Source organism: Paeniglutamicibacter sulfureus, from assembly GCF_030512175.1.
Lineage (GTDB): Bacteria > Actinomycetota > Actinomycetes > Actinomycetales > Micrococcaceae > Paeniglutamicibacter > Paeniglutamicibacter sulfureus.
The window spans coordinates 123,679-147,360 of the sequence record NZ_JAULBL010000002.1 but is presented as its reverse complement, the minus strand read 5'-3'; the positions used below and the strand labels follow the sequence as shown (position 1 = coordinate 147,360).

The 23,682-nt window shown below is 62.6% G+C and carries 20 protein-coding genes and 2 pseudogenes; 10 read left to right on the top strand and 12 right to left on the bottom strand.

Going from position 1 to position 23,682, the window contains the following annotated elements; genetic code table 11:
- Positions 1-670: 670 nt before the first annotated feature.
- From Q2T94_RS07330 to Q2T94_RS07310, 5 genes are all read right to left on the bottom strand, one after another.
- On the bottom strand, positions 671-1,153 hold the full coding sequence (locus Q2T94_RS07330; protein WP_302263472.1) for a ParB family protein: 483 nt from the start codon (positions 1,151-1,153) through the stop codon (positions 671-673).
- The gene (locus tag Q2T94_RS07325; protein ID WP_302263471.1) at positions 1,150-1,959 is read right to left on the bottom strand and encodes a ParA family protein; all 810 of its coding nucleotides are present in this window, start codon (positions 1,957-1,959) and stop codon (positions 1,150-1,152) included. The genes Q2T94_RS07330 and Q2T94_RS07325 overlap by 4 nt, the downstream gene beginning before the upstream one ends.
- A gap of 1,440 nt (positions 1,960-3,399) precedes the next feature.
- Entirely contained in the window at positions 3,400-5,211 is a 1,812-nt protein-coding gene (locus Q2T94_RS07320; RefSeq protein ID WP_302263470.1) for a helix-turn-helix domain-containing protein, read from the bottom strand.
- A gap of 208 nt (positions 5,212-5,419) precedes the next feature.
- Complete coding sequence (locus tag Q2T94_RS07315; protein WP_302263469.1) at positions 5,420-5,590, bottom strand: hypothetical protein; 171 nt, start codon at positions 5,588-5,590, stop codon at positions 5,420-5,422.
- Between the two features lie 757 nt (positions 5,591-6,347).
- Positions 6,348-6,677, bottom strand: coding sequence for a PDDEXK nuclease domain-containing protein (locus Q2T94_RS07310; RefSeq protein WP_367281530.1), 330 nt, complete (start codon positions 6,675-6,677; stop codon positions 6,348-6,350).
- A gap of 310 nt (positions 6,678-6,987) precedes the next feature.
- Here Q2T94_RS07310 and Q2T94_RS07305 point away from each other — a divergent pair, with 310 nt between their 5' ends.
- On the top strand, positions 6,988-10,125 hold the full coding sequence (locus Q2T94_RS07305; protein ID WP_302263468.1) for a Tn3 family transposase: 3,138 nt from the start codon (positions 6,988-6,990) through the stop codon (positions 10,123-10,125).
- 358 nt (positions 10,126-10,483) lie between these two features.
- Here Q2T94_RS07305 and Q2T94_RS07300 read toward each other — a convergent pair whose 3' ends face one another.
- Positions 10,484-10,741, bottom strand: coding sequence for a metal-sensitive transcriptional regulator (locus tag Q2T94_RS07300; RefSeq protein ID WP_007273064.1), 258 nt, complete (start codon positions 10,739-10,741; stop codon positions 10,484-10,486).
- A gap of 165 nt (positions 10,742-10,906) precedes the next feature.
- Between Q2T94_RS07300 and Q2T94_RS20680 the strand changes: the two genes are divergently transcribed.
- The 7 genes from Q2T94_RS20680 to Q2T94_RS07270 all read left to right on the top strand — a co-directional run bounded on the left by Q2T94_RS20680 (position 10,907) and on the right by Q2T94_RS07270 (position 16,656).
- Positions 10,907-11,083 carry a DUF8730 family Cys-rich protein gene (locus Q2T94_RS20680; protein WP_188109205.1) on the top strand — a complete coding sequence of 59 codons (177 nt, stop codon included), beginning with the start codon at positions 10,907-10,909 and terminating at the stop codon, positions 11,081-11,083.
- A gap of 205 nt (positions 11,084-11,288) precedes the next feature.
- Complete coding sequence (locus Q2T94_RS07295; RefSeq protein WP_149619624.1) at positions 11,289-12,686, top strand: MBL fold metallo-hydrolase; 1,398 nt, start codon at positions 11,289-11,291, stop codon at positions 12,684-12,686.
- A gap of 106 nt (positions 12,687-12,792) precedes the next feature.
- Entirely contained in the window at positions 12,793-13,392 is a 600-nt protein-coding gene (locus Q2T94_RS07290; RefSeq protein WP_007273061.1) for a rhodanese-like domain-containing protein, read from the top strand.
- Between the two features lie 114 nt (positions 13,393-13,506).
- The gene (locus Q2T94_RS07285) at positions 13,507-13,803 is read left to right on the top strand and encodes a rhodanese-like domain-containing protein (protein WP_007273060.1); all 297 of its coding nucleotides are present in this window, start codon (positions 13,507-13,509) and stop codon (positions 13,801-13,803) included.
- A gap of 68 nt (positions 13,804-13,871) precedes the next feature.
- The gene (locus Q2T94_RS07280; protein WP_007273059.1) at positions 13,872-14,768 is read left to right on the top strand and encodes a sulfite exporter TauE/SafE family protein; all 897 of its coding nucleotides are present in this window, start codon (positions 13,872-13,874) and stop codon (positions 14,766-14,768) included.
- 54 nt (positions 14,769-14,822) lie between these two features.
- Positions 14,823-16,148, top strand: a complete 1,326-nt coding sequence (locus Q2T94_RS07275) for an MFS transporter (protein WP_149619625.1) — start codon at positions 14,823-14,825, stop codon at positions 16,146-16,148.
- 88 nt (positions 16,149-16,236) lie between these two features.
- Positions 16,237-16,656 carry a DUF302 domain-containing protein gene (locus tag Q2T94_RS07270; protein ID WP_149619626.1) on the top strand — a complete coding sequence of 140 codons (420 nt, stop codon included), beginning with the start codon at positions 16,237-16,239 and terminating at the stop codon, positions 16,654-16,656.
- An 86-nt stretch (positions 16,657-16,742) separates the two neighbouring features.
- Here Q2T94_RS07270 and Q2T94_RS07265 read toward each other — a convergent pair whose 3' ends face one another.
- From Q2T94_RS07265 to merA, 6 genes and pseudogenes are all read right to left on the bottom strand, one after another.
- Positions 16,743-16,940, bottom strand: a complete 198-nt coding sequence (locus Q2T94_RS07265; RefSeq protein WP_149619627.1) for a hypothetical protein — start codon at positions 16,938-16,940, stop codon at positions 16,743-16,745.
- A gap of 297 nt (positions 16,941-17,237) precedes the next feature.
- On the bottom strand, positions 17,238-18,701 hold the full coding sequence (locus Q2T94_RS07260) for a multicopper oxidase family protein (RefSeq protein WP_149619628.1): 1,464 nt from the start codon (positions 18,699-18,701) through the stop codon (positions 17,238-17,240).
- A complete protein-coding gene (locus tag Q2T94_RS07255) occupies positions 18,701-18,928 on the bottom strand; it encodes an SHOCT domain-containing protein (protein ID WP_149619686.1) in 228 nt (75 codons plus the stop codon). The genes Q2T94_RS07260 and Q2T94_RS07255 overlap by 1 nt, the downstream gene beginning before the upstream one ends.
- Before the next feature lie 309 nt (positions 18,929-19,237).
- Positions 19,238-19,402 (bottom strand): annotated as a pseudogene (locus Q2T94_RS20675) (DUF302 domain-containing protein); the annotation flags it as partial.
- Positions 19,403-20,262: 860 nt separating this feature from the next.
- A complete protein-coding gene (locus Q2T94_RS07245; protein WP_302263467.1) occupies positions 20,263-20,859 on the bottom strand; it encodes a recombinase family protein in 597 nt (198 codons plus the stop codon).
- A gap of 226 nt (positions 20,860-21,085) precedes the next feature.
- Positions 21,086-22,528 carry a mercury(II) reductase gene (merA, locus tag Q2T94_RS07240; RefSeq protein WP_302263466.1) on the bottom strand — a complete coding sequence of 481 codons (1,443 nt, stop codon included), beginning with the start codon at positions 22,526-22,528 and terminating at the stop codon, positions 21,086-21,088.
- 185 nt (positions 22,529-22,713) lie between these two features.
- Here merA and Q2T94_RS07235 point away from each other — a divergent pair, with 185 nt between their 5' ends.
- Both Q2T94_RS07235 and Q2T94_RS07230 read left to right on the top strand, forming a co-directional pair.
- The gene (locus Q2T94_RS07235; RefSeq protein ID WP_302263465.1) at positions 22,714-23,103 is read left to right on the top strand and encodes a heavy metal-responsive transcriptional regulator; all 390 of its coding nucleotides are present in this window, start codon (positions 22,714-22,716) and stop codon (positions 23,101-23,103) included.
- A 176-nt stretch (positions 23,104-23,279) separates the two neighbouring features.
- Positions 23,280-23,657 (top strand): annotated as a pseudogene (locus Q2T94_RS07230) (recombinase family protein); the annotation flags it as partial.
- Between the last annotated feature and the right edge of the window lie 25 nt (positions 23,658-23,682).

Genomic DNA, 23,682 nt, shown 5'->3' with positions numbered 1-23,682 from the left:
GGCTTCCGACCAGTGGACTGAGGCAGATAGGGACGGCCAAGAATGAATGCTTTGCAAGCTACTTTGACTCAGGTGAACCGTGCCGGTAATCGTACCGGTGCTTTGCGAGAGACCTGATTCCGGGGGCAGTTCCTATTCAATCGCCGATAACTGCAGCTACGTCGTTTTGGGCATGTCACGTGCGATCTTGATATAGGGAGCAGGATCCTTGCCCTGCCCTCCCATTCCGTGATCAGGGTTGGCGGCAACTGCAGCTTGTATATGGAGGGCACGACCCAGGATCTGGACGTGGCCAGGCACTATTTGACGCACCGCCATGAATGCACGATCGATGGGCTCTACGACCTTGAGGCCGGTCTCCGCACCTGACGCACCACGCTAGCGGACTGAACCTTTCAACCCCTGGAATCGACCGGATCCCCAGAAGGAGAAGTGCCGGCGAGATCATTTCGCGCACGCTGCACGGGTCGTGTCTACGACCACTCCGCGGCCGAAATCACGGCCAGGGGCATGGAGGCAGTGTTCACCGGAAGCAACGGCAGCCTGGCAGTATCGGCAGTGAAGACCCCGATATGCGGAACTTTGTGTTGAGGGCCTTGGCAATCGTTCCGGGCGCCAAGGACTCCCCCGCCATCAACGGCAGCTAGTATCCCCGATGGGTCATCCGAGGCTAGAACCTCAGCGGGCGGCCCTTAGGAATTTCAGCCTCTTTCCAGTCGAATTCTGCTCCACCATTGTGTTCATCTTCCAGCCGTGCGCATTCTTCGAGTACAACGGCGCGCAGGAAGTCGTTCAGGGTCGCATAGCGGGTATGGTGCCGGGTGGACATGAACGCACTTCGGATGCGATCGTGCTCGTCCTGGGTGGGCGCGAAAGACATTTTGCGCCGGGGCGTAGCACGCTTCTCGTCTACTTCCACGGGCGCTGTTTGCGGCATGGGTTTGACACCGGACGTGTGCGCAGGGAACTCAACAGGAGCCGGTTCTGGCACCACATGCACCGGCGACTCCACCGGCGCTATGGTCGGCGAAGCAGTCTCCGAGGCGGTCATTTCCTCTACTACACTGCGATCGTTGGCCTTGGCCAGCTTCGGGCGTTTCAGCCGGCTGAGCGCATCCCCCCCGCTGCCCCCGCGGCCCGGACTAGTCGTCATACCGTCGTACCTTTCCAGACCGCAGTGGCCAAACGGCGCAGGGGGTCCAGGATCAAATCTGCAGAGCGCCCATAACTACCTAGTGGCAAAGCGGCGGCCTGGGCCTTGGCGAATATTTCACGGTCCGGCAGTCCTGGATCCAGCACCAGGTCGCCATAATCGCTGCGCATCTTGCGAACCCACTGCTCTTGGTCGGTGCGACCCCTGCGGAGCTTGTTGACCACGATCCCGGCTACGTCCAGGTTCTCGTTCAAATTTTCCTGCACCTCGGCGACGGTGGTGATGATCTCGGTCAGCCCTTCGACCGATGAAACGCGTGGCTCGCTGACAAAGAGGGCGTGGGTCGCGGCGGTCAGCGCATTGACAGTAAGCAAACCCAGGGATGGAGGACAATCGATTAGCACTACATCGTAGTTATCGGTTACGCCTTTGAGTGCGTTGTGCAGGCGACGCTCACGGGCCATCATCGAGTCACGTTCACGGGAGGCCAGGTTGCGCTCCGAGGCAATCACACCCAATTCCGGGAAGTCACCTTGCCAGGCTGCCCCCGCCGGGATGATTGCATCTCCTGCTACTCCTGGCGTGATCTTATGGTTGGCTGCTTCGTCCCCATAGAGAACATCGTTGAGCGTGAATTCAGGATCGTGAATGCCCATCGCCGAGGTGGTGTTCTTCTGGGGATCCGCGTCGATGATCAGGACGCGTTTACCGTGATCGCGGGAATACACTTCGGCAAGCCCGGTGACAAGCGTGGTCTTACCGACTCCGCCCTTCTGGTTGCATACCGCGATGATTCTCGATGCCATCTACTACTCCCCGACCTGTTCTGGTGAGAGGTCGCCGAACCAGCAGAGGGCATACCTCTGCGAAACGGGCCGGCAACCCACATTTGTTAATGCCACGCTAGACGTGAAACAGCATGCGCCGCCACGCGCCACGCCCAACGTTTCAGAAAAAGTTACAGATTGCAGAAAAGGTACCTTTAGTGCCATTCCGCCCATTGAGCTCGCTTGAAGTAAAAGGCACCTTTCCCCGCGTTAGTACGCAGAGAGTTCGAGAATTTAAGGGTACCTTTACTACGAAAGCGTCCTTTCCCACCATTGAATTCCCATAGGAGTGTTAGAGACCCAAGGTTCCACAAGAGGTAAAGGTACCTTTGTGGTCAATCGTGGCATAGCAACTCCTGGGTTGAAGTCGAATAGGGGTCCGATCCCCTGGAGCTCTCCGCCGCATCGGGAGATAATCCGCATGTTTCTACGGTAGTGCCGAAGGATTATAGCGACTGCTCGCGAAGTCGATCAGAAGATTGCTCAAGCCCCAAGTGCCTTCAGTGGGAAAGGTACCTTAGTGGGGTTAGCCCAGAAGGAACTATAGCCTTGCAATCCTTGGTCCCCATTGCCCACAAAGGTACCTTTCATTCCAAGGGTTCGATTGCCGGACGAGGTGCCACCAACTTCATCCCCTCTAGCGCCCCCAGTGCTAAAGGTACCTTTAGCGCGATTCGTATGATTCCCGGCCACGGTTCCATTGACATCATTTCCACCAATGAGCGCCGGCAGGTATGGGTTATGGTGCCTGAGTTCGTGACCGGCCACGAACCACTCAAGCGTGCAGCCCCCTGGCTTGGCCTAGTGGGCCCATTCGCACCTTTAGCCCTGCTCTGTCGCCGCACGACAGCGCCGTGTAGATCCTCGTTGTCAACGTTAAGGCCGGAATTGTGAATGCGAAGAAAGGTACCTTCTGTCTCCGCAGGCCCAGCGTACATCGCATGGATTAAAGGTACTCTTTGCGCTGAAGGTCCTTTAGGGAACTGGTGATAAATCGGCGGGGGGCACCCGCGGGATAGGCACCAGCGGTGTCAAGGGAAACAAGATTTCCTTTCGCGCGCGGTGCCCAGCACTGGGCTACCGGGCATCGCGCAGCGCAGTGCCATCGTTTGATTCGTTGCATGAACGCATTTGACGTCGAGCTTGTGTCTGAATTTCCGCACCAAGGGGTGTCAGCGGTGTGAAAGGTACCTTTCACACCGAATTTCCAGGGCGTGCCTGTCGGCCGGGGGAGTGAAGTTGAACTGGCGCATTTTCCCGACAGGACGAACCCCGCCTCCGAGGTCCCACCGCGACTCTAGATCAATCGAACAATGTCACGGGAAACAAAGGTGCTTTTTCCACCATTTGCGCAAACCGCCCACCAGATGGATCGCGCAGCGCGGAGAGTGGCGGCAAACTCGTCACACCACCTAGCTCCTATCCGGCAGCGCGCAGCGCCAAATCAGACAGCGTCCAATCATCCGGTGGCCCACAGAATTGTTCCCAGGGGTAGTCTTCCTCGGGGGAGGGAAGCATGACCAGACCCGAGCCTCGGCGTGCCAGCCATTCGCGCCACAGCTCACGCTGCTGTTTGTAGCGGATCACCTGCTCAAGAACAGTCTCCAAGACGCCAAGGACCTCCGCCACGGCGTTCAGGTTCGTTCCAAGGGTTATCGACCAGCCCGCGGGCGTCCGCTCGGCCAGGGACCAGGCGGCGAGCACTTCAAGGGCTCCATGGACGGCGCTTCGACTCAGTCCGGTCCGTCGGACGATGTCGCTCACCGGGGGAGTTGTGGGTAGGTCCTCCAAGGCCTCGTAAACGAAGGCGGCCGCGGAGCCCAGCTCCCTGAAAGCTGGGCGTAAGGCGTGAAGCTTACCGGCTGGCCACGAGCGCTTGTCGGCCACATCCTGAAGATGTTGGGGGATCACCAGTTCATACTGGTCTCCATGGATACCCCGCGCTTCGCCAACGTGACGAATCAGTGGGTCCGCTTCGGACCGTAGAGCGCGCAGATGAGCTGCCACGGCGGTGGGTTCGATACCGGATGAAATAGCCAACGACCGAACCCCGAATTCAACGACACGACTTCCCTTCATATGTGCAGCAGCCCCTAAAGATCGGAGCACCAAGCGCCGTCCCAGACCAATCCTGCTGGTTTGGTAGCGCGTTTCGGACAGGGCGAGGGCACCACGCCAGGAACGAATGAAACGATGCTCGTTATCTGATCCGGGTTCAAAGCCTTGTACCCACCCCCCCTGTGAAGATGGCTCGCTTGTGTTGGTTTTAAGGACATGCTTGTTTCCGGGGTTTGATCCCACGAATTTGGCTGCTCTCGCCCAATCCCTGCGCAAGCTGCCCCCACGTTGGCTGGGGGAGTATCGGGTGTAGAACTGTGCCAACCCAGGCCAGACGCCTTGCTGAATGCGGCGCTGGATATCAGTGAGCTGCATCCCCGCAGCCGCAGCAGCCACCAGGACAGCCTGGCGAGCTTCTGACGGGCTCTCGTACCGCGAGGTTTCATAGGTGCCCTGGGTGGCAATGACCATGATTCGACGGGACATGATTTCTGGTGCGCCACTGGGGGCGACAGCCGGCACCTGTTCGGTGGTCACACGTTCTTTGGCCACTGCCTCCAGTTCGGCGTGCAGTGATCTGGCCAGCCGGGACATTACTGCAGCCGCATTGCGGTTGGTTGCTACGTCCATGGCCATCGACAAGCTCATGGCTAGCTGCTGTGTTCCGCCGGATTTGTGCGTCGCGCCGGGCGTACGGATGCAGCCATGCCGAAGGTTTTGGTGTGGAGTCGGGTCCAGGGATCGGTAGCGGGTCGCCAAGGCTTCAACCATGGCGCGTGCCTGGAGAAATGTCATCGGCTCGGACAACGGAACATAGATGTGCCGTCCGCCGTTGGGGGATCGATCCTCGATCCAACGTGCGCCATGGTCATACAACAAGATGGTGACCGCCCGGACGTCGGCCTCAACCCTGGCCTCGCCACCGGATACCGACGAGTCAAAGTCGAGCGCCAAAGTCCGGCACAAACCGTCGCGCCCGTAGATCAGCACCGCTGCCGGTTGAACGGGTCGCGATTCTGTGAGATCGCGCTCAAAGCGTTGGGGGTAGTTCTTACCGCCGTCACGCGAAATACGGACGCGCGGCTGCCCGGCAATCAGGGGAGTGAGCGAAGACCAAGCCGCATCGGCTTCTGGGTAAGCCGAAGCGACTCGCCCAGAAGATTTTGACAGCACCGGTGGCAGCACCCCATGGCGCTGTTGTACGATGGCACTAATCCTTACTGAGGATGGCAGGCAAAAGCCCGCTGATGGGATTGTTGGAAGCTGGCAGGCCTACAACATTTTCAACTACAACTGAATCGTTTCTTCGTCTAAAGGCCGGCAAGCACTCAGACGGGGAACGCATACTTCCAAGGGCCCGCTTCGTGCGGGCCCTTATTTTTTAAGCTGAGACGGTTAGTCGACCTGCCCCTTTCCGTCCAGCACCGGAGTGCACCGGGCTTTCGACAGCAGAGGCGATGAGGTTCTCCACGAACTCGCTGATGGAGAGGTTTTCCCGCGCGGCGGCCTCTTTCAGCTTTTCGTGTTGCTCGACCGGGACGCGAGTACCCACGAAGGAGCGCTCGCCTTTACTCCGACGACCGCCTCCGCGGTTTCCTGATGCAGCCATGTCTTTGTCCTTTGCTCTCCTGCTGAGGCCGCCGGTGTTGGCGTGGCCAAGGGGTTGGGGTTGTAACTGTTTCCAACTACTCATCAAATTACCACTAGGTAGTTCCGGATCAGTGAAGGCCATCTGCCCGCGCGAGTCCGGGGTTTGAGAGTGTTTCAGGGGTATTGGGCCCTAGTGGGTGAAAGGTACCTTTTTTCCGCGCCTGAAATATCGGCGGAGGGGCTCGTTCAGGGCGTTTACAAGCTTCTAGGGCTTTAAAATGGCCAACACCAACGGGGGGTAAAGGTGTGAAAGGTACCTTTACCCGCGTTGGTTCAATTGATGCGAAGACATGGGATCGATGGAAAAGATTCTTTAACCCGCTGCGCGTGTCGGCGTGTTGCGGGGGCAGGGGCACCCCCCTGTTGCCTCACGTCAATACCTCAGGGAAGACCCTACGTTGTGTCAAATGTAAACCTCCGGGAAGTAGTTGCTTCATGACTGGGCCTCCTTGAGGGGGTGGTGGCGGCGCCGCCCTTGGCCTCAGATAGTGTCTCCAGCTGTCCGGTCAGAGTCAGGACTCGGCTCGAGAGCGTCATGACCCGGATCTTCCTGAAGGCGGCGGTTTGATGAGGCATTCGTGCCACGATCCGGGGTTCTCCCCGAAACTCGCGGTGGGACCGTGCCTCAAACGCGTCAACCAATGCCGCATGGGGCAGGGTTACGGCTTATCCGGTTCTGCCCAGTCCAGGGCGGCGGTGATTTCGTCGGCGTCGGGAAGGGCCTGTTGCTCAGCGGGAGGCAGGGTCTCGTACGTGTAGGTGGACACGGCCATGGGGGTGTTGGACTGGTTCAGGGCGTACCTGACGGTGTGTTCGTTGCGGCTTCCGCAGATCAGGATCCCCACGGTGGGGGAGTGGGCCGGGCGGCGGAGCTTGTCATCGACCAGGGCAATGTAGAACTGGAGCTTGCCGGCGTATTCGGGCTGGAACTTTCCGGTCTTCAGTTCCACGACCACGTAGCGCAGCTGCTCGACGTGGAAGAAGAGCAAATCGATGTAATCCCGACCTCGGGATTACGTGGATTGTTCCGATTCCCGGGTTATTCCGATGGCCGCCTGAACGCCTCTAAGGCATGGGGCAGTCACCTGTACGGCTCGGAATAATCCGCGTGATTTTCAGAAGCTGACCGAAGGGGTTGTCCTCGGCGCCTATCCCGGCCTTGGGGACTACTGGTACAGCGGTTGGCGCTAGGCACTTGATCATGATTGTTTAGCTCAGGCGATCCAGGTTGCGCGGAGTTTCGTGCAGATTTTCGTCGGAAGACTTTCGATCACTAGTGGGGCGGCTATTGTCAGTCTCATGCCCGTGGAATTTCTGACTGATGAACAGGCCGAGGCCTATGGAAGGTTCGCCGAGGAACCGACGCGGCCCGAGTTGGAGCGCTTCTTCTTCCTCGACGACGAGGACCGGAGCCTGATCGCGAAGCGGCGAGGCGACCACAACCGCCTGGGCTTCGCCCTGCAGATGTGCACGGTCCGGTACATCGGGCTGTTCCTGGAGGACCCCTCGGCTGTGCCGTGGCCGGTCGTTGAGCATCTGGCGGCACAGCTGGAGATTGAGGATCCCTCCTGCCTCAAGGAATACACCGAGCGGCCAAAGACGGCGTACGAACACGCGTGGGAGATCCGCGATGCGTACGGCTACCACCAGTACGAGGACCCCGACCACGGCCGAAGGTTCAGGGCGTTCCTGCACGGGCGGGCATGGACGCACGCCGAGGGACCTGTCGCGTTGTTCAACCACGCGGCGGGTTGGCTGCGTCGGCACCGGGTGCTGCTACCCGGGGTGAACGTGCTGGCCCGGCAGGTTTCCGAGGTCCGCACCATCGCCGAGAAGCGGCTGCACGCCACGGTTGCCAAGGCCGCCCTGCGGGCGGATCCGGCGCTGCCCGGGGACTTGGTTGCCACGCTGAAAACACCGGAGGGCACCCGGTACTCGGAACTGGAGCGGATGCGTCGACCGCCAACGCGGAGCACCGGCACCGCGATGAAGGGTGCGTTGCAGCGGGTTGAGGACATCGCCGCCTTCGGGCTGGGCCGGCTGAAACTGGAACAGATACCGCCGAACCGGCTCGCCGTGCTGGCCCGGTACGGGCTGGGCACCAAGGCCCCGAAGCTGGAGCGGACCGCGGAACCCAAGCGCACGGCGATACTCACCGCGGTGATGCGCCATCTGGAGGCCAAGGCGATCGATGATGCCCTTGACCTGTTCGAGATCCTGATGGCGACCAGGCTGATCAGCACCGCGAAGCGCTCCACCGACAAGCAGCGCCTGTCCACCCTGCCACAGTTGGAGAAGGCGTCCCGGATTGTGGCCAGGGCGGCGAAGGTGTTCATCGAGAAGCTGGAGTCCATCGAGGAGGCCGGTGGCGATGTGGATGTGGCTGCACTGTGGCGGGCGTTGGAGGAGATCGCGCCCCGGTCGGTGATGTCGGGCGCGGCCGCCACCGTGGTGACGTTGGTGCCCCAGGACGGCGATTCGGCGCAAACCGCACTGCGTGGTGCGCTGGCACTGCGCTACAACACCGTCAAGCCGTTCCTGTCGCTGTTGGGTGAGACCTCGGCGCTGGAAGCCGCGACCGGCGGGGTACGGATCTTGGCCGGGGTGAAGAAGCTGCCGGCACTCTCGCGTCGGAAGGTCGGCGAGAAGCCGCTGCTGCCCCGGGAGATCGACGACAAACTCGTGCCGCCGCACTGGCACCAGGCAGTGTATGCGAACGCCGAGCTGCCCCAGGGGACTGTGGATCGCGACGCGTACGTGGTGTGTGTCCTGGAACAGCTCTTCCGCGCCCTGAAGCGTCGGGACATCTTCGCCTCACCCTCGCACCGCTGGTCTGACCCACGCGCCCGCCTGCTCATGGGCACGGGGTGGGAGGCGGTGCGCGAGGACATCCTGGCCGGCCTGAGCCTGGAGGAGGATGCCGAGCAGCACCTGCGGGAACTTCTCGAGGTACTGGATGCCACTTGGAGGCAGATGGCCGAGCGCCTCGAAGAAGCCGGTGACGACGCGAAGATCAGCATCGAGGTGCAGCCCAGCGGGAGGGCGAAACTGAATGTGGAGAAGCTTCACGCGCTCGGGGAGCCGAAGTCGCTGGCGTGGCTGCGCGGACGGGTGGAGAAGATGCTCCCGAAGATCGACCTGCCGGACCTGCTCTTCGAGGTGAACGCCTGGACCGGATTCCTGGACGCCTTCGTGCACCTGGGCGATGGCAAGACCCGGATGAAGGACCTGAGCACCTCGATCGTCGCGCTGCTTGTCTCGGAAGCCTGCAACATCGGCATGACCCCGGTGATCAACCCGGGCCATGAGGCGCTCACCCGCTCCCGGCTGGTCCACGTTGACCAGTACTACCTGCGCACCACCACCATCGCCGCGGCGAACGCCGCTCTGATCGAAGCCCAAGTCAGGGTGCCCATCGTGCAGTTCTGGGGCAAGGGCCTGCTCGCCTCCGTCGACGGCCTGCGCTTCGTCGTTCCCGTGCGCACTATCAACGCCGCGCCCTCGCCGAAGTACTTCGCAAAGAAGAAGGGCGTCACCTGGCTGAACGCGATCAACGACCAGGTGGCCGGCATCGGGCAGATGGTGGTGCCCGGCACCCCACGTGACTCCCTGTTCATCCTGGACGCCCTGTTGAACCTGGACGGCGGGGTGAAGCCCGAGATGGTCGCCACCGACAATGCCTCCTACTCCGACACGGTCTTCGGGATTTTCAAGATGCTCGGCTACCGCTTCTCCCCGCGCTTCAGAGACCTCGAAGACCAACGGTTCTGGAAGGCCCAAATGCCCGGCGCCGAGCCGGCAGACGGATACGGAGCGTTGGAGGCACTGGCCCGCAACAACAAAGTGAACGTGAACAAGGTGCTCACGGCTTGGCCGGACATGCTGCGGGTGGCCGGCTCCTTGGTCACCAACCAGGTGCGCGCCTATGACCTGCTGCGGATGTTCGGGCACGAGGGCCGCCCCACACCGCTTGGCCAGGCGTTCGCCGAATACGGGCGGATCGCCAAGACCCTGCACCTGCTTGCCGTTGTGGACCCCGTGGATGACACCTACCGGCGGCAAATGCACAAGCAGCTCACCGTGCAGGAGTCCCGCCACAAGTTGGCCCGGGAGATCTGCCACGGCAAGAAGGGCACCATTCACCAGGCGTACCGCGACGGGATGGAGGACCAACTCGGCTCGCTCGGCCTGGTCCTGAATGCCGTCGTGCTCTGGACGACCCGCTACCTCGACGCCGCAGTCGCCCAGCTCCGCACCGAGGGCCACGAGATCCGCGACGAGGACGTGGCCCGGCTCTCCCCGCTCAAACACAAGAACCTCAACCTGCTCGGCCGCTACAGCTTCACCGCCACCCAGCCGGCGGGCGGCACCCTGCGCCCGCTCCGTGATCCGGACACACTCGGACTCGACGACGACGAGGACGGCGCGGAAGACTGAATGGTGTGCTCTCGCTAAGCGGTGATGGGCTTTCCTGCCACCACTTCAGTGCCGGCGTTTTCCTTGGCACCAAGCCTCGTAGCTGGCCATTCGCATAAATTGGCCCTCGGTGATTGGTTCTGCCACGTTCCGGGGCATGTGGTTCTCAACCTCAAATTGCTCGCAACCATTGCAGAACGAGCTGTCACCGCGAGAAATGCCGATGAAGGTGCTGGGTGCCCAGCGTTTCAACTCGTTTGGCGGCCGGCGCAACATGCCGCAAGTGACGGTTGGACCCACTATTTAAGCTGATTCATGAGTCGGTAGCCGCCCGTCTCGGGAGCTGAACGATTCGGCCAGGAATATGCCATGCGACGGGCTAGGCCAGCGAGAGAAAGAGCTTTTCCATGTCGGCACGGTCGGCCGTGGGGTCCTCGCTTTTGAGGCACTGCTCCAGTCCGGTGGCGATGATGGCAAACCCGGCGCGATCGATGGCCTTGGACGCGGCGGACAACTGGGTGACGACCGCGCGGCAGTCGCTGCCTTCCTCCAGCATGCGAATCACCGCGTTGAGCTGTCCTTGGGCGCGCTTGAGCCTGTTGATGACGGGCTTCATGGTGTCCACTTCAAGTTCCATGATGGGGTTCCTCCCGGTGTTGGTTTTTCTCAATTGTATACCCCGGGGGGTTTCCTGGGTATCGTTGACAGTGGATACTCGATACCCCTAGGGGTATGTGCCATAATCGAGTACCAGGGGAGGGACGAGCCTCCATCGACAATCCCAAACCGAAGGAATCGCCACATGTGCCGAGCAACCAAATGCCGCAAATGCCAAAAAATCACCTGGTCCGGATGCGGCCAGCACGTCAAGCAGGTCATGGCCCACGTGCCACGCAATGAACGCTGCTCCTGCGACCCGAACGCCCCGAAGGGGACCGGCAAGGAGGGCGGGTTCTTCGCACGCCTCTTTGGCCGCTAAGCCCCGGCCATCCCATGCCGAACAGTGGGCGGCGCCAGCGCGGATGGTGCCGACCGCCGCTTTTTTGTGGGGCAAGCGACCCTGGGGTCTGGACGGCGGATGACTTGACGCATACCCCTAGGGGTATTATCGTTTGAAGTGAAGTTCATACCCCTGGGGGTATGGAGGGTAGGCGAACCAACCACGACCATCAACAAGGAGAGACATGCTTCTGGAACGTATTTACGACGAAGACCTCGCGCAGGCCAGCTACTTCATCGGCTGCCAGGCCAAGGGCGAGGCCCTCGTGGTGGACGCCCGCCGCGACATCCAGGTGTACCAGGACCTTGCAGCGAAAAACGGCATGAAGATCACCGCCGTCACCGAGACCCACATCCACGCCGACTACCTCTCCGGGACCCGCGAACTTGCCGCCGCCACCGGTGCGGCAATCTACGTTTCGGGCGAGGGCGGGCCGGACTGGCAATACGAATTCGAAGCCGAACGCCTCCTTGACCAGTCCACCATCACCCTGGGAAACATCACCGCCACCGCCCTGCACACGCCGGGACACACCCCCGAACACCTTTCCTTCCTGGTCACCGACGGCGCCTTCAGTGACAAACCGGGCTTCCTGCTCTCGGGCGACTTCGTCTTCTCCGGCGACCTGGGCCGCCCGGACCTGCTCGACGAGGCCGCTGGCGGGATCGACACCCGCTTCGCCGGGGCCCACGACCTGTTCGTTTCCCTCCAGGAAAAGTTCCTGACCCTGCCCGACTACGTGCAGGTCTACCCCGGGCACGGCGCCGGCAGCGCCTGCGGCAAGGCGCTGGGCGCGATCCCGTCCTCCACGGTCGGGTATGAGCGCAGCTTCGCATGGTGGGGTCCCTACCTGGAGGCCAACGACGAGGCGGGCTTCGTCGAGGCCCTGCTCGACGGGCAGCCCGACGCACATGCCTATTTCGGCCGCATGAAGCGCGAAAACCGCCAGGGCCCGGCCATCCTGGGCGAACGCGCACCGCTGGCAGAACTGGCCACCGCGGACGTCGCGACCGCCCTGGCCGCGGATGACATCGGCGTGGTCGACACCCGCCCCCACACCCAGGTCCATCAGGGCACCGTCTCCGGGGCGCTGAACATCCCCGCCGGCACCAAAGCCGCAAGCTACGGGGCCTGGGCCGTGGACCCGGAAACGGACCAGCGACCGCTGGTGCTCTTGGCTCCGGACAGCGAGAGCGCCATGGAGATGTGGGACCACCTCATCCGCGTGGGCATCGACAACGTCGCCGGATATGTGACCTCGTTCGAGGGTCTTCCGACCTACACCCCGCAGACCCTGGACCCGGCCGACCTGGCAGGGTTCGATGCGGCCATCGTCTTGGATGTGCGCAACAAGTCCGAGCACACCGCCGGACACATTCCCGGCTCCGAACAGCTCAACGCCGGACGGGTGCTCTGGCACACCGACCAACTGCCGGCCGACGGCGTGATCGTGAGCTACTGCCAGTCCGGGGTCCGCAACTCCGTGGCCGCCTCCGCCCTGCGCCGCGCCGGGTTCGACGTCATCGAGCTCGAGGGCAGCTACGCCGGATGGTCCTCCTGGAAGCAAACGCAGGACGCCTAAAGCCCCGTACACCCCCACCCATTCCACTCATTCTCGGTCCCGCATCCCCCTTTTCCGGATGCTGGACCGGCCAGGCGCCACGCCCGGCAGAAAGGGCCCGCAAGCCATGAACACCACCCCCCAATCCACCATCCCCCAGAGCACCAGTCCCGAAGAGCTCAAGAACTGGATCGCCAACGGCACCGACGTCGTGGTGCTGGACGTGCGATCCGCCGCCGAATTCGAAACCCTGCATATCAAGGGCTCCTACAACGTGCCCCTCCCGTTGCTGGCCGAACACACCGAAGAACTCGCGGCCAAGCTTGACACCAAGGTGGTGCTGGTCTGCCAATCCGGCGTGCGCGCCACCGAAGCCAAAACGAACCTCGCATCGGTCGGCTTCGGCAACGCCCATGTCCTGTCCGGCGGGGTTCCCGCCTACCAGCAGGCCGGCGGCCAGACCGTCGAAGGGTCCAAGCGCTGGGCCCTGGAACGCCAGGTGCGCATGGTGGCCGGTTCCCTCGTGGTGGCCGGCCTGGCCGGGGGCAAGTTCCTCTCCCCGCAGTTGCGCACCGTCGCAGGGGCCATCGGTGCCGGCCTGACCTTCTCCGCGGCCACCAACACCTGCGCCATGGGCAAGGCCCTAGCCGTGATGCCCTGGAACAAGACCGGGAACGAGCCGACCCGTGAATCGGTCATGGCCCAGCTTCCGGCCAAGAAGTCCTAACCCCCGGTTGGCCCGCGGCCAATCGCTTTCCTCCGGTTTCCGGGCCCGGGGCGAGTGGATCCGGTGCCCGGGAACCACCACGTACCGTTTGAACACGCCCCCGAAGGAGCAATCATGCCAGAAATCACCATCACCGACACCGACGGCCGACGTGCTACGGACCAGATCCTCGATGTCCGTGAAGACTTCGAAGTCGCCGAGGGCATGATTCCCGGCGCCATCCACATCCCCATGGGCGAGTTGAACACGCGTCTGGGCGAACTCGACCGGTCCCGCCCGGTCATCGTCATCTGCCGCAGCGGCAACCGCAGTGCCCGCGTCGCCGACGCCCTCACCGGGGCTGGCTACACCGCAGACACCATGGCCGGCGGCATGATCGCCTGGCAACGCGCCGGGCTGCCCGTCAGCTAACAAGAACGCCCCGACCGCATCGCCCCCACACACCGACCCGCACCCCTGACCCGGCAAGGACTGCCTCCATGACCCTCACCCTCGCACTCACCCTCCTGCTCTCGGTGCTGATCGGGATCTCCCTCGGCCTGCTCGGCGGCGGCGGGTCCATCCTCACCGTCCCGATCCTCACCTACGTCGCAGGCATGAACCCCAAGGAAGCCATCGCCGCCTCGCTCTTCGTCGTTGGAGCGACCAGCGCGGTCAGCGCCGTGACCCACGCCCGCAAGAAACGCGTGCAATGGCGCACCGGCCTGGTCTTCGGCGCAGCCGGCATGGCAGGGGCCTTCGGCGGCGGGCTGCTGGGGGGCCACATCCCCGGAACCATCCTCATGATCGCCTTCGCCCTCATGATGGTCGCCACCTCCCTGGCCATGATCCGCGGCCGCAAGAACCACACCGGCGCCACCCACGACGCCGAGCTGCCCGTATTCAAGGTCATCATCGAGGGCCTGGTCGTGGGCCTGGTCACCGGGCTGGTGGGCGCCGGCGGTGGCTTCCTCGTCGTCCCGGCACTCGCCCTGCTTGGCGGCCTGTCGATGCCCGTCGCGGTCGGCACCTCGCTGGTGGTTATCGCCATGAAGTCCTTTGCCGGACTCGGCGGCTACCTCACCACGGTCTCCCTGGACTGGGTGCTGGTCGGCGGGGTCACGGCCGCAGCGATCCTCGGTTCCTTCCTCGGCGCACGCCTGGCCGGACGCATCCCCGAAGCGGCCCTGCGCAAGGGCTTTGGCTTCTTCGTCCTGGCCATGGGCGTCTTCGTCCTCGTCCAGGAACTACCCTCCCCGGCCAACCTCATCATGGGCCTCACGGCCACCGCAATCGCCACGGCCGCGGCCCTGTGCTGGTTTGCCATCCCCGCATGCCCCCTGCGACGCACGTCCCTGGGGTCCCCCGCCACCACCACGGCAACCGAAGCCCACTAACCGCCGGCTCATCGCCGTCCGGCCCTTCAGCCCCGGCACACCAGGAGACCGAGCATGAAGCAGTCCACCAGGGCACTCCCCAGCTTGGGTTTGCGCGCCAACGCGGCGCAGTTTACCCTGCTCGTCGCGGTCAACGCGCTGGTCGGGGGCATGGTTGGACAGCAACAAACCGTCCTGCCACTGCTCGCCCACACTGAGTTCGGTTTGAATGGATACACGTTCCTGTTTGCCTACGTGGCGGCCTTCGGGATCGCCAAGGCGACCTCCAACTGGTTCGCCGGGACCCTCTCGGACCGCTACGGACGCAAACCCGTGCTGCTGGCCGGGTGGCTTTTCGCCATCCCGGTGCCGCTGATGCTCATCCTTGCGCCGGACTGGGGCTGGGTCGTCGCCGCGAACGTGCTGCTGGGCATCAACCAGGGCCTGACCTGGTCGACCACCGTCATCATGAAAATCGACCTGGTGGGCCCGGCACAGCGCGGCCTGGCCATGGGCCTGAACGAGGCCGCCGGCTACGGGGCCGTGGCCGCCACCTCCCTGCTGGCCGGATACCTCGCCGAGCAGTACGGGCTGCGTCCGGCACCCTTCCTCTTGGGAATCGCCTACACCGCCTTGGCACTGCTGCTGTCGGGCCTTTTCGTCCGGGAGACCCACCCACATGCCCTCCTGGATGCCGGAAACATGGCTGCCCGGGGCGCCTCCGCCCGGCATGGCCTGGACGCCAACCTAGCCAACGGCCAGGTCTTTGCCCTGACCAGCTTCCGCGAACCTGCCTTGTCCTCGGCGAGCCTGGCCGGCCTGGTGAACAACCTGAACTTCGGACTCTCCTGGGGCCTGTTCCCCCTCCTGTTCGCCACTTCGGATCTCAGCATGGGCCAGATCGGCCTGCTTTTCGCCCTGTATCCCGGGGTCTGGGGCATCGGCCAAATGGCGACCGGTGCTCTCTCGGACCGGATCGGGCGCAAACACCTCATCACCACCGGCATGCTGGTCCAGGCCACAGCCCTGGCGATCATCGCGCTCGGGGACGGCTTTGGTGCCTGGGCCTCGGGAACCGTATTGCTCGGCGCGGGAACCGCCATGGTCTACCCCACGCTACTGGCCTCCGTGGGCGACGTCGCCCATCCCTCTTGGAGGGGACGCGCGGTGGGCGTCTACCGGGTCTGGCGCGACCTCGGATATGCCGTCGGTGCCATCATTGGCGGGATCGTAGCCGACCTCATGGGGCTGCATGCGGCACTCTGGATGGCCGCAACCCTCAGCGCCGCGGCGGCCCTTGCCGTCGCGGTCCGCATGTATGAAACGCACCCGCCACACCCCCAGCCGGACCACGCGGTTGATACCGCCCCAATGCTTCCGCACGATCACACCAACACGTAGCATGAGCGAAGAACTGAGGACCCCTGCCATGACGGAGCATGCAACTCCCCACGGCACTCTTCCACACCACAACCCCAGGAGCACCGCAATGACCTACACCCACGCCATCACCGTCCCGCTGTCATGGCAAGACGCCGTCGAACGGACACGCGGCGCCTTGGCAGAACAGGGATTCGGTGTCCTGACGGAGATCGACGTGAAGGAGACCTTCACCCAAAAGCTGGGCCAGGAGGCCGGAGCCTCCGTGGGGGACTACATCATCCTTGGTGCCTGCAACCCGCAACTGGCCCAGCGCGGCATCACCGCAGAACCGCAGCTGGGCGCGCTGCTCCCATGCAATGTCGTGGTGCGTCGCGCTCCCGATGCCACGGAAACCACCATCGAGGCCATTGACCCGCAAACCATGGTGAAGCTCAGCCAGAGCGGTGCCACGCGCGAGGTCGCCGACGAAGCCGACGCCAGGCTCCAGGCGGCATTGAAGGAAATTTCCGGAAACGTAGGTATCTAGGTTCTCACCGAAGGTCCCTGGCGCGGTTCCCGCATCGCTATCTGGCGCCGGTTTCTGCGCGGAGCTAGGTGTCCTCGGACGGTCCCTCAGACCATGAACCAGCCGGCGCCGAAGAGCCAGACGGTGGTGAGGACATCACCGGCGTCGACCACTGATCGCAAGGCGAGTAAACGATGGGGAGCGTTGGCGCCCACGCGCCGTCCGGTTGGGCGGCTAAGCCCAAAACGGATCATCTCGAAAACCCACTTGTTTTTCGGACACCAGAACGGAACCAGCTCATTCATATTCTTCCGCACTACTCTTGCCGGCTTTACTGAGTCCGCACTGGATCACGGTTAAAGCGCCAGTTAGGATTCATGGACACGCACTGCCAAGCCTCCACCGTGTGGGCCATCGATGTTGGACCTGCCCACAAGTTTGGGCCACCTGTCTGCTCGGCCGCGAGGCTGTCAACGGTTCTTCATCAGATGGAAACACGACAACATGTTGTGTTTCCATCTGATGAAGCTGTTTTACCAGCCGCGCCAACTACCCACGGCGAGGGCGCGGCGCGTCGGTTGCGGAATCTGGAAGGTATCTGTTCATCGCGCTTCCATCAGTCCCATCATCCCGGCGTCCTCGTGATCCAGAATGTGACAGTGGTAAACGGTTTTTCCGGTGAAGTCATCGAAAGCGATCCGCACCCTGACGCTGCTGCGGGCCGGAACATTGACCACGTCCTGCCACCTGGGGGTGTCCACGGGAAGGCCTGCCTGTTCGATGATCTGCATGGGCCACACATGCAGATGCACCGGGTGGTCCATAAGACTGGTGTTCCTCAGCGTCCATTCCTCGACACTGCCAGCCGAAACAGTGGTATCGACCCTGGCCGGGTCAAAGGACTGGCCGTTGATGGTGAAATCCATCATTCCGGCACCCGGCCCCATGCCCATACCCATGGCGAAGACCAGTTCGCGCCGGGCCGCGACCGGCGCAGCCCGGAGGTCCCGCGGCACCTGCTGCTCGGGGACAGGAGCGAGGGCGGCGACGGGCGCACCGGCGACGGCGAAGGTCGCCAGGACCGCCCCGGACGGGCCAAACGGTGAGCGCGGAGGCCCGTTGCCGCCCATCATCGACCCCAGGCTTCCCCTATTCACGGGCAGGGCACGCAGCACGGCAGTGCCTGCCTGGGCGGTAACCAACAGATCGACCCTGTTCCCCGGGGCCAGCAGCACCTCCTCGACATCGGCTGGGACCCTGAAGCGGCCGGAATCCAGACCCAGAACCTGCAGCGACTGACCATCCAGGCGAAGCTTCAGGTACCGACCGGTACAGGCATTGATGATCCTCCACCGTTCACGCTCGCCCGGCCGGGCCGCCAGACGCGGGTTCAACTGCCCGTTGACGAGAACCAGGGCACCTTCCCGTCCCATCATCTTCTCCATCACCGACACGGCGGCGATTCTTCCGCCCGAAGTCAGGGAAATATCGGAGATCACCAAAACCCGTTCCCTGCTCGACGGTATGGCCCGGTCATCCTGGACGACAATGGCCCCATACAGTCCGCCGAAAATCTGGTCGGCGACCAGGCCATGGTGATGCGGGTGGTACCAGTACACTCCCGGCGGGTGGTCCGCCGGCAGCTGGTACTCATAGTCAAAAGACGTGCCGGGACCAACGGCAAGCAACGCATTGTCGCTGTTGCCCTGCGGGGAAACATGCAGCCCGTGCACGTGCAGATTGGTCGGGTCCCGCAGCCTGTTCTCCAATGTCACGGTCAGCCGGTCTCCGGCCCGGAGGAACAGGGTGGGACCGGGAAGGGACCCGTTGTAGGACAGGGCGGTGGCATCCTTGCCGGCGATCCTTACCTTTCCCGAGGCAGCTGAAAGGGTCAGTTGAAGCCGGCCACCGGCGCTGTGCAGGTTCTGCGGTTCCTCCAGCTCCTGCCCGCGGGCGGCCTGAAACTCGCTGCCCCTGCTCCACAGCAATCCTGCCGCACCCGTCGCTGCGGCCGTTGCCCCGAGACTTCCCAGGATCAGCGCGCCGCGACGGCTCAGAGGCTGCATCAGGTTCCGTCCCTGAGGGTCTTGAGGCGTTCGCGGTATTCTTCGGTGGTCATTTCACCCCTGGCATAGCGCTCATCCAGAATCCGGCGGGCGCTCCTGCCGTCGCTGGCCCCGCCTGAAAAAGACCGCACCGCAAGGATGCCCAGCAAGACGAGACCGATGACCAGAAGCACCCAGAAGAGCCACACCCAGCCCATCATCGAACCATATCCATATCCATCCATCATTTTCCTTCTCCTTTCCTGCGGCAACGGCCGGTATCGTGATTCAGCCGGTGTACCGGTTGACGGTTCTCGGTGGCACCCGGCTGGGAACCTTGTCCGAGCGGCAACGTGTGCTATGTTCCGCCGTGTGGAAAACCGGCTCGGAAAATTCAGCGGTCTCACCAGCCGCCCGCTGGTTGTCCGGTGAGACCAGGGATGGATCTGGCCGGGTCCTGGCGTCACCGATGAAGGCAGACTAGTGCGGCACACCGCGGCAATGGGGACCAGAGCTGCGCGGAGCCGGGTGCCGGCGTCGTTGGCGATGTCCTGCACTGCCGGGGTGCACGCACCGCAGATCAGGTAGTCTCCAACGGTTTTTGCGGCTTTGGTACCAAACTTCGCTGCAAACGTGGCGCGGACGTCAATTTCGGACAGGGCCCTGAACCACTGGGAAGCAATCGCCTCGCGTATTCGCCGGACGGCTTTATCCCATCCCACCGGGGCGGTGGCTGTGTGGGTGTGGGCCACTGTGATTCTCCTTAGGTTTGGCTTCTCACCGGTTGCCCGTAGGCAAATGTCTGAAAGTATCTTTGCCGGTCCTTCTTGTTCATCCTTACCGCTTCCGGGGCGATGATTCTGCCCTGCTTGCGCAGCTCCTCCGGCATCCCTGCGTCCGTGCGCTGGCAGCGAACCCGCCGGAATACCGCTTGAGCACAGATTGATCACGTGGCCCAGGCGCCCTGAGCCCTGGGAACTTCTGCAATCCACCGTAGACCCCCAGCGGTGTTAGAACCACCCTTTCAGGTCCTTCTCGCTGCCCCTCCGCTCAGCCGGAATCGCGTGTTCAACGATTCATCGAGGAGAGCGTCGAGCACTGGTTCAAGCCGTCGTGGAAGTAGTAGGGGGTTTGTGAGTTTGCCGAAAATTCAACACTAATCAGCGACATGTCCGGTCGAGAACGTTCGCGAAGCACCTCAAACCGGTTCTTAGTAAGCGCGGAAGACAGCAGTCGTATTGGGTGTGATTGTTTGTTCAGGATGGCGTCTTTTCAGGGATTAGTTGGCAGTTGACTGCACTCCAACCGCTACAGGTGTGACTGTTCGATTCGCCCATTTGTTGGGGAACTGGTCATCCGAGCGCTGACTGGCAAAAGAACGGCAAAGTTCATTCGGGGACCATACTGCTAAAACGTTCACGGTCCTCTGCGTCTCGAAAACCTAAAGTTTTTTGAGACATCGGCACGAGTCCCAATCCGATAATCAGCTTGTCATTTTCCGAAGTCCCCTGCACCAAGCTGCATTCCGGCCCGTAGGCGTCTGCACCAGCAATCAAACCCCTGCATTTCAGTGGGTGTCGCGTCACTCCGCGGCGGTCAGTTTCTCTGGCGGCCGCGGTGGAAGATGACGGTAGAGACTGGATCGGGTAATGCCGGTTTTCTCCACGATCTGGCTGATGGATAGACCTTCGTCGCGCAGGTGCACCGCGTAGTCGAGTTTTGTCGGATCTACAACGCTGGGCCGGCCGACGCGTTTTCCCTTGCTGGTGGCGACGGCGCGGGCGTGTGCTGCCCGTTCGATGGCATAGGTTCGTTCCATTTGTCCGAACAATGCCAGCATTACAACTGCCAGCTGGGACATGGGGTCTTCCGTGTTGGCCGAGTCAACGCGGATCGGATCGGCCAGATTCCGGACCCCCACGCCGCGGGTGGCCAGGTCGTGGATGAGGTTCAAGGTGTCCCGGACGGTGCGGCCCAGTCGGTCCAAGGTGTGTACGACGATCACATCGCCATCTCGGGCGTGGTCCAGGGCTTCATGGAGCCCCGGCCGGTTGGTGGTCGACCCGGACTTCTTGTCCACGTAGATGCGTTTGGCGGGGATGCCCTCGGCGCGAAGCGCGTCGAGCTGCCTGTCAAGATCCTGTTTGGCCGTTGACACGCGCGCGTACCCGATATCCATGCGACTACTGTACCGAAAGTTCGTTTCATACGTTTCTTTTGGTATGCTTTTTTGGCATTAATTATGGAACGAAATTTGGCGGCGTGTCGCCCTGATTCGAATTCCTGGTAGGAGTGTCCCACTTCCAAGGTATTGAGACGGGGGTCAGTCGGTTCCGGAAAAGACCTGCGCCGGTAGATCGCCCTTCTAAGATGGGTGCCCCTCGGGCTTTGGCTTTCCTGCGAAATCAGGAGGCACAGCAGGAGAGTTTGGAGACATCGGTGGTGAAGGACTGGGCGGCGATTTTGATGCCTTCGGCCATCGTCAGATACGGGGACCAGAGGTTCGCGACCTGGCTCACGGTCATGCCCGCCTCGAGGATGTACACCCCGGCAGCGGCCAGCTCCCCGGCGTCCTTTCCGACTGCGGTGATCCCGACGATGCGGCCGGTGCTGCTGTCGGCGACGATCTTGATGAACCCGCGGGTGTCCCGGTTCACCAGTGCCCGCGGGACATATTCCAGGGGCAGGACCCTACATTCGCAGCGGATGCCAGCTTGGGTCGCTTCCTCGTCGGTCATGCCCACCGCGGCGAGGGCCGGGCTGGTGAACGTCACTCGGGGCAGGTGGCGGTAGTCAACCTGGTGTCCGGCGTTGTTGAATGCGTTTTCCACCATCAGGGTTCCGTGGGCGGATGCGACGTAGACGAATTCCCGGTGACCGGTTACATCCCCGGCGGCCCAGATCCTGGGGTTGGAGCTGACCAGCGTTTTCTCCACTAGGATCTGGCCGGTGTCGCCGGTTTTCACGCCTACGGCATCAAGGTCGAGCCCTTGAGTGACGGCGCGGCGTCCCGTGGCGACCAGCAGCTTTGCGGCGCGGAATTCCTCCTGGCCACCGGCCACCGTGGCGGTGACAGTCATTTCTGCCCCAGACGGGTTGGTGCGGATCGATGTCACGGCCGCGCGGCGGACCACGCGAATACCCTCGTCGGCGAAGACACCCATCAGGGCGCGGGAGGCTTCAGGTTCCTCCTGAGAGGCCAACCGGGAGCGGGCCAGCAGGGTCACTTTGGATCCAAGGCGGGCAAAAAGATGCGCTTGTTCCAGCGCCACGTAGCCGCCACCAAAGACGATCAGGGACTCGGGCACTTCGTCCAGTTCCATGGCCGTGGTCGAGGTCAGGTAGTCAACCTCATCCATCCCCGGCACCGGAGGCGCCCACGGGGCCGAACCTGTCGCGACCAGATAATGGGCAGCCGTCAGGGAATCACGGGTGCCATTGGGTCCCTTGACCTTCAGGGCCGGTTCCTCCGGGGTGCCGGCGAACACCGCCGTACCCTGACGCAGGTCCCACCCGTACTCGGCGGCCAGATCCACGTACTTATCCGAGCGCATACCATCGACCAGGGAGCGTTTCCCGTCAATCAGCGCACCCATGTCCACCGCGGCGGCGGTGGTGCTGATCCCGGGGAACCTTCCCGTCGCATCCAATGCGACATGCCTGGCCTCGGCGGCGGCCAGCAGGGCTTTGGAGGGTACACACCCAGTGTTCACGCAGGTCCCGCCCACCGTGGAGCGTTCAATCATGACCACCCGTTTGCCCAGGTTGGTGGCTCGGATGGCGGCGGCGAAGGCACCGCCGCCGGACCCGATCACGGCCAAATCAAAATCCGGTGCTGCCTCAGGCATTGTTCCTCCAGGAGTCTTAGTGAACACAGCGGTGTTCTTCCGGTGTGCCCCTAGTCTGCACCTTCCACTACACGGGAAGGTCAAGAGCCCCCTGGAGCTGTGAAATGGGGCTTGGCGGGACCCGGCAACTTTCCAGTACCGTGGGAGGCTTAGAGTCGTTTTCGGACTGAGAAGAAGGACCCGCAATGCGGATCGGTGAAGTTGCTGCCGCTGTCGGCATGACAACCAAGACAATTAGGTTCTACGAAGACCGGGGATTGCTTCCGGCAGCTGAACGGTCCACCAATGGCTATCGCGAGTATGGGCGCGAAACGACCAGCCGTCTTGAATTCATCCGCCGCAGCCAGATTGCAGGGCTGACTCTGGCGCAGATCCAAGGAATCCTTCAGATCCGTGATGATGGCCACCCGCCCTGTACCCATGTCCGAGACGTCCTGGGCAATCAAATCATGGATCTAGACCGGAAAATCGCAGAACTAACGGCTCTACGAGCAGCCGTGGCCGGACAATATGCCACTGCCGAGGCGGCAGAACCGCGAAACTGCGAGGCGGAACAAATCTGCAGCTACATCTGATATCCACCTGCAGTCCCCATCAGCAGTGCAGACGTCTTTGGAAACTCAGTGCAGTCGCCTTCGGAAAACGCCAGCCTGGCCCGGGGTGGCAGGGCGCAAAACGTCTCGAAAAGTCGTCCCGCCGTAAAACGTCTCGAGCTGTTGGCTTCGATGGGTTTTTGAGCCAAAAAGATGGCGTGAGACATTTGGGATACACGCGGGTGAGCACCTCGAGCCAGGAAGCGCAGTTGCAGCTTGACGCGCTGCTCAAGGACGGGGTGCAGAAGCGCGACGTGTTCGCCGACGTCACCTCCGGAAGCAGGACCACGATCGATCGGCCCGGGATGAAGAAGCTGTTGGAGTACGCCGAGGCTGGGGACACCGTGGTGGTCTGGAGGGTCGACCGGCTCGGACGTTCCCTGGTCGATGTCCTGAACACCGTGAACCTGCTGCGCGACCGCGGCGTGAACGTCCGATCCATTTCGGACGGGATCGACCCGGCGACCTCAACCGGACGGATGATGCTGAACATGCTCGCCTCCCTGGCCGAGTACGAGCGCGAGCTGATCGTGGAGCTGTATGGACGGAGCTTTCGGTAAC

What these genes read in the sequence shown, in the direction of transcription:
- Q2T94_RS07290 (WP_007273061.1), top strand. Translation starts at nt 12,793, where the DNA reads ATGAACACCACCCCCCAATCCACCATCCCCCAGAGCACCAGTCCCGAA.
- Q2T94_RS07245 (WP_302263467.1), bottom strand. Translation starts at nt 20,859, where the DNA reads ATGGATATCGGGTACGCGCGCGTGTCAACGGCCAAACAGGATCTTGAC.
- Q2T94_RS07280 (WP_007273059.1), top strand. Translation starts at nt 13,872, where the DNA reads ATGACCCTCACCCTCGCACTCACCCTCCTGCTCTCGGTGCTGATCGGG.
- Q2T94_RS07255 (WP_149619686.1), bottom strand. Translation starts at nt 18,928, where the DNA reads ATGATGGATGGATATGGATATGGTTCGATGATGGGCTGGGTGTGGCTC.
- Q2T94_RS07235 (WP_302263465.1), top strand. Translation starts at nt 22,714, where the DNA reads ATGCGGATCGGTGAAGTTGCTGCCGCTGTCGGCATGACAACCAAGACA.
- Q2T94_RS20680 (WP_188109205.1), top strand. Translation starts at nt 10,907, where the DNA reads ATGTGCCGAGCAACCAAATGCCGCAAATGCCAAAAAATCACCTGGTCC.
- Q2T94_RS07265 (WP_149619627.1), bottom strand. Translation starts at nt 16,940, where the DNA reads ATGAATGAGCTGGTTCCGTTCTGGTGTCCGAAAAACAAGTGGGTTTTC.
- Q2T94_RS07260 (WP_149619628.1), bottom strand. Translation starts at nt 18,701, where the DNA reads ATGCAGCCTCTGAGCCGTCGCGGCGCGCTGATCCTGGGAAGTCTCGGG.
- Q2T94_RS07305 (WP_302263468.1), top strand. Translation starts at nt 6,988, where the DNA reads ATGCCCGTGGAATTTCTGACTGATGAACAGGCCGAGGCCTATGGAAGG.
- Q2T94_RS07295 (WP_149619624.1), top strand. Translation starts at nt 11,289, where the DNA reads ATGCTTCTGGAACGTATTTACGACGAAGACCTCGCGCAGGCCAGCTAC.
- Q2T94_RS07270 (WP_149619626.1), top strand. Translation starts at nt 16,237, where the DNA reads ATGACCTACACCCACGCCATCACCGTCCCGCTGTCATGGCAAGACGCC.
- merA (WP_302263466.1), bottom strand. Translation starts at nt 22,528, where the DNA reads ATGCCTGAGGCAGCACCGGATTTTGATTTGGCCGTGATCGGGTCCGGC.
- Q2T94_RS07300 (WP_007273064.1), bottom strand. Translation starts at nt 10,741, where the DNA reads ATGGAACTTGAAGTGGACACCATGAAGCCCGTCATCAACAGGCTCAAG.
- Q2T94_RS07285 (WP_007273060.1), top strand. Translation starts at nt 13,507, where the DNA reads ATGCCAGAAATCACCATCACCGACACCGACGGCCGACGTGCTACGGAC.
- Q2T94_RS07325 (WP_302263471.1), bottom strand. Translation starts at nt 1,959, where the DNA reads ATGGCATCGAGAATCATCGCGGTATGCAACCAGAAGGGCGGAGTCGGT.
- Q2T94_RS07275 (WP_149619625.1), top strand. Translation starts at nt 14,823, where the DNA reads ATGAAGCAGTCCACCAGGGCACTCCCCAGCTTGGGTTTGCGCGCCAAC.
- Q2T94_RS07330 (WP_302263472.1), bottom strand. Translation starts at nt 1,153, where the DNA reads ATGACGACTAGTCCGGGCCGCGGGGGCAGCGGGGGGGATGCGCTCAGC.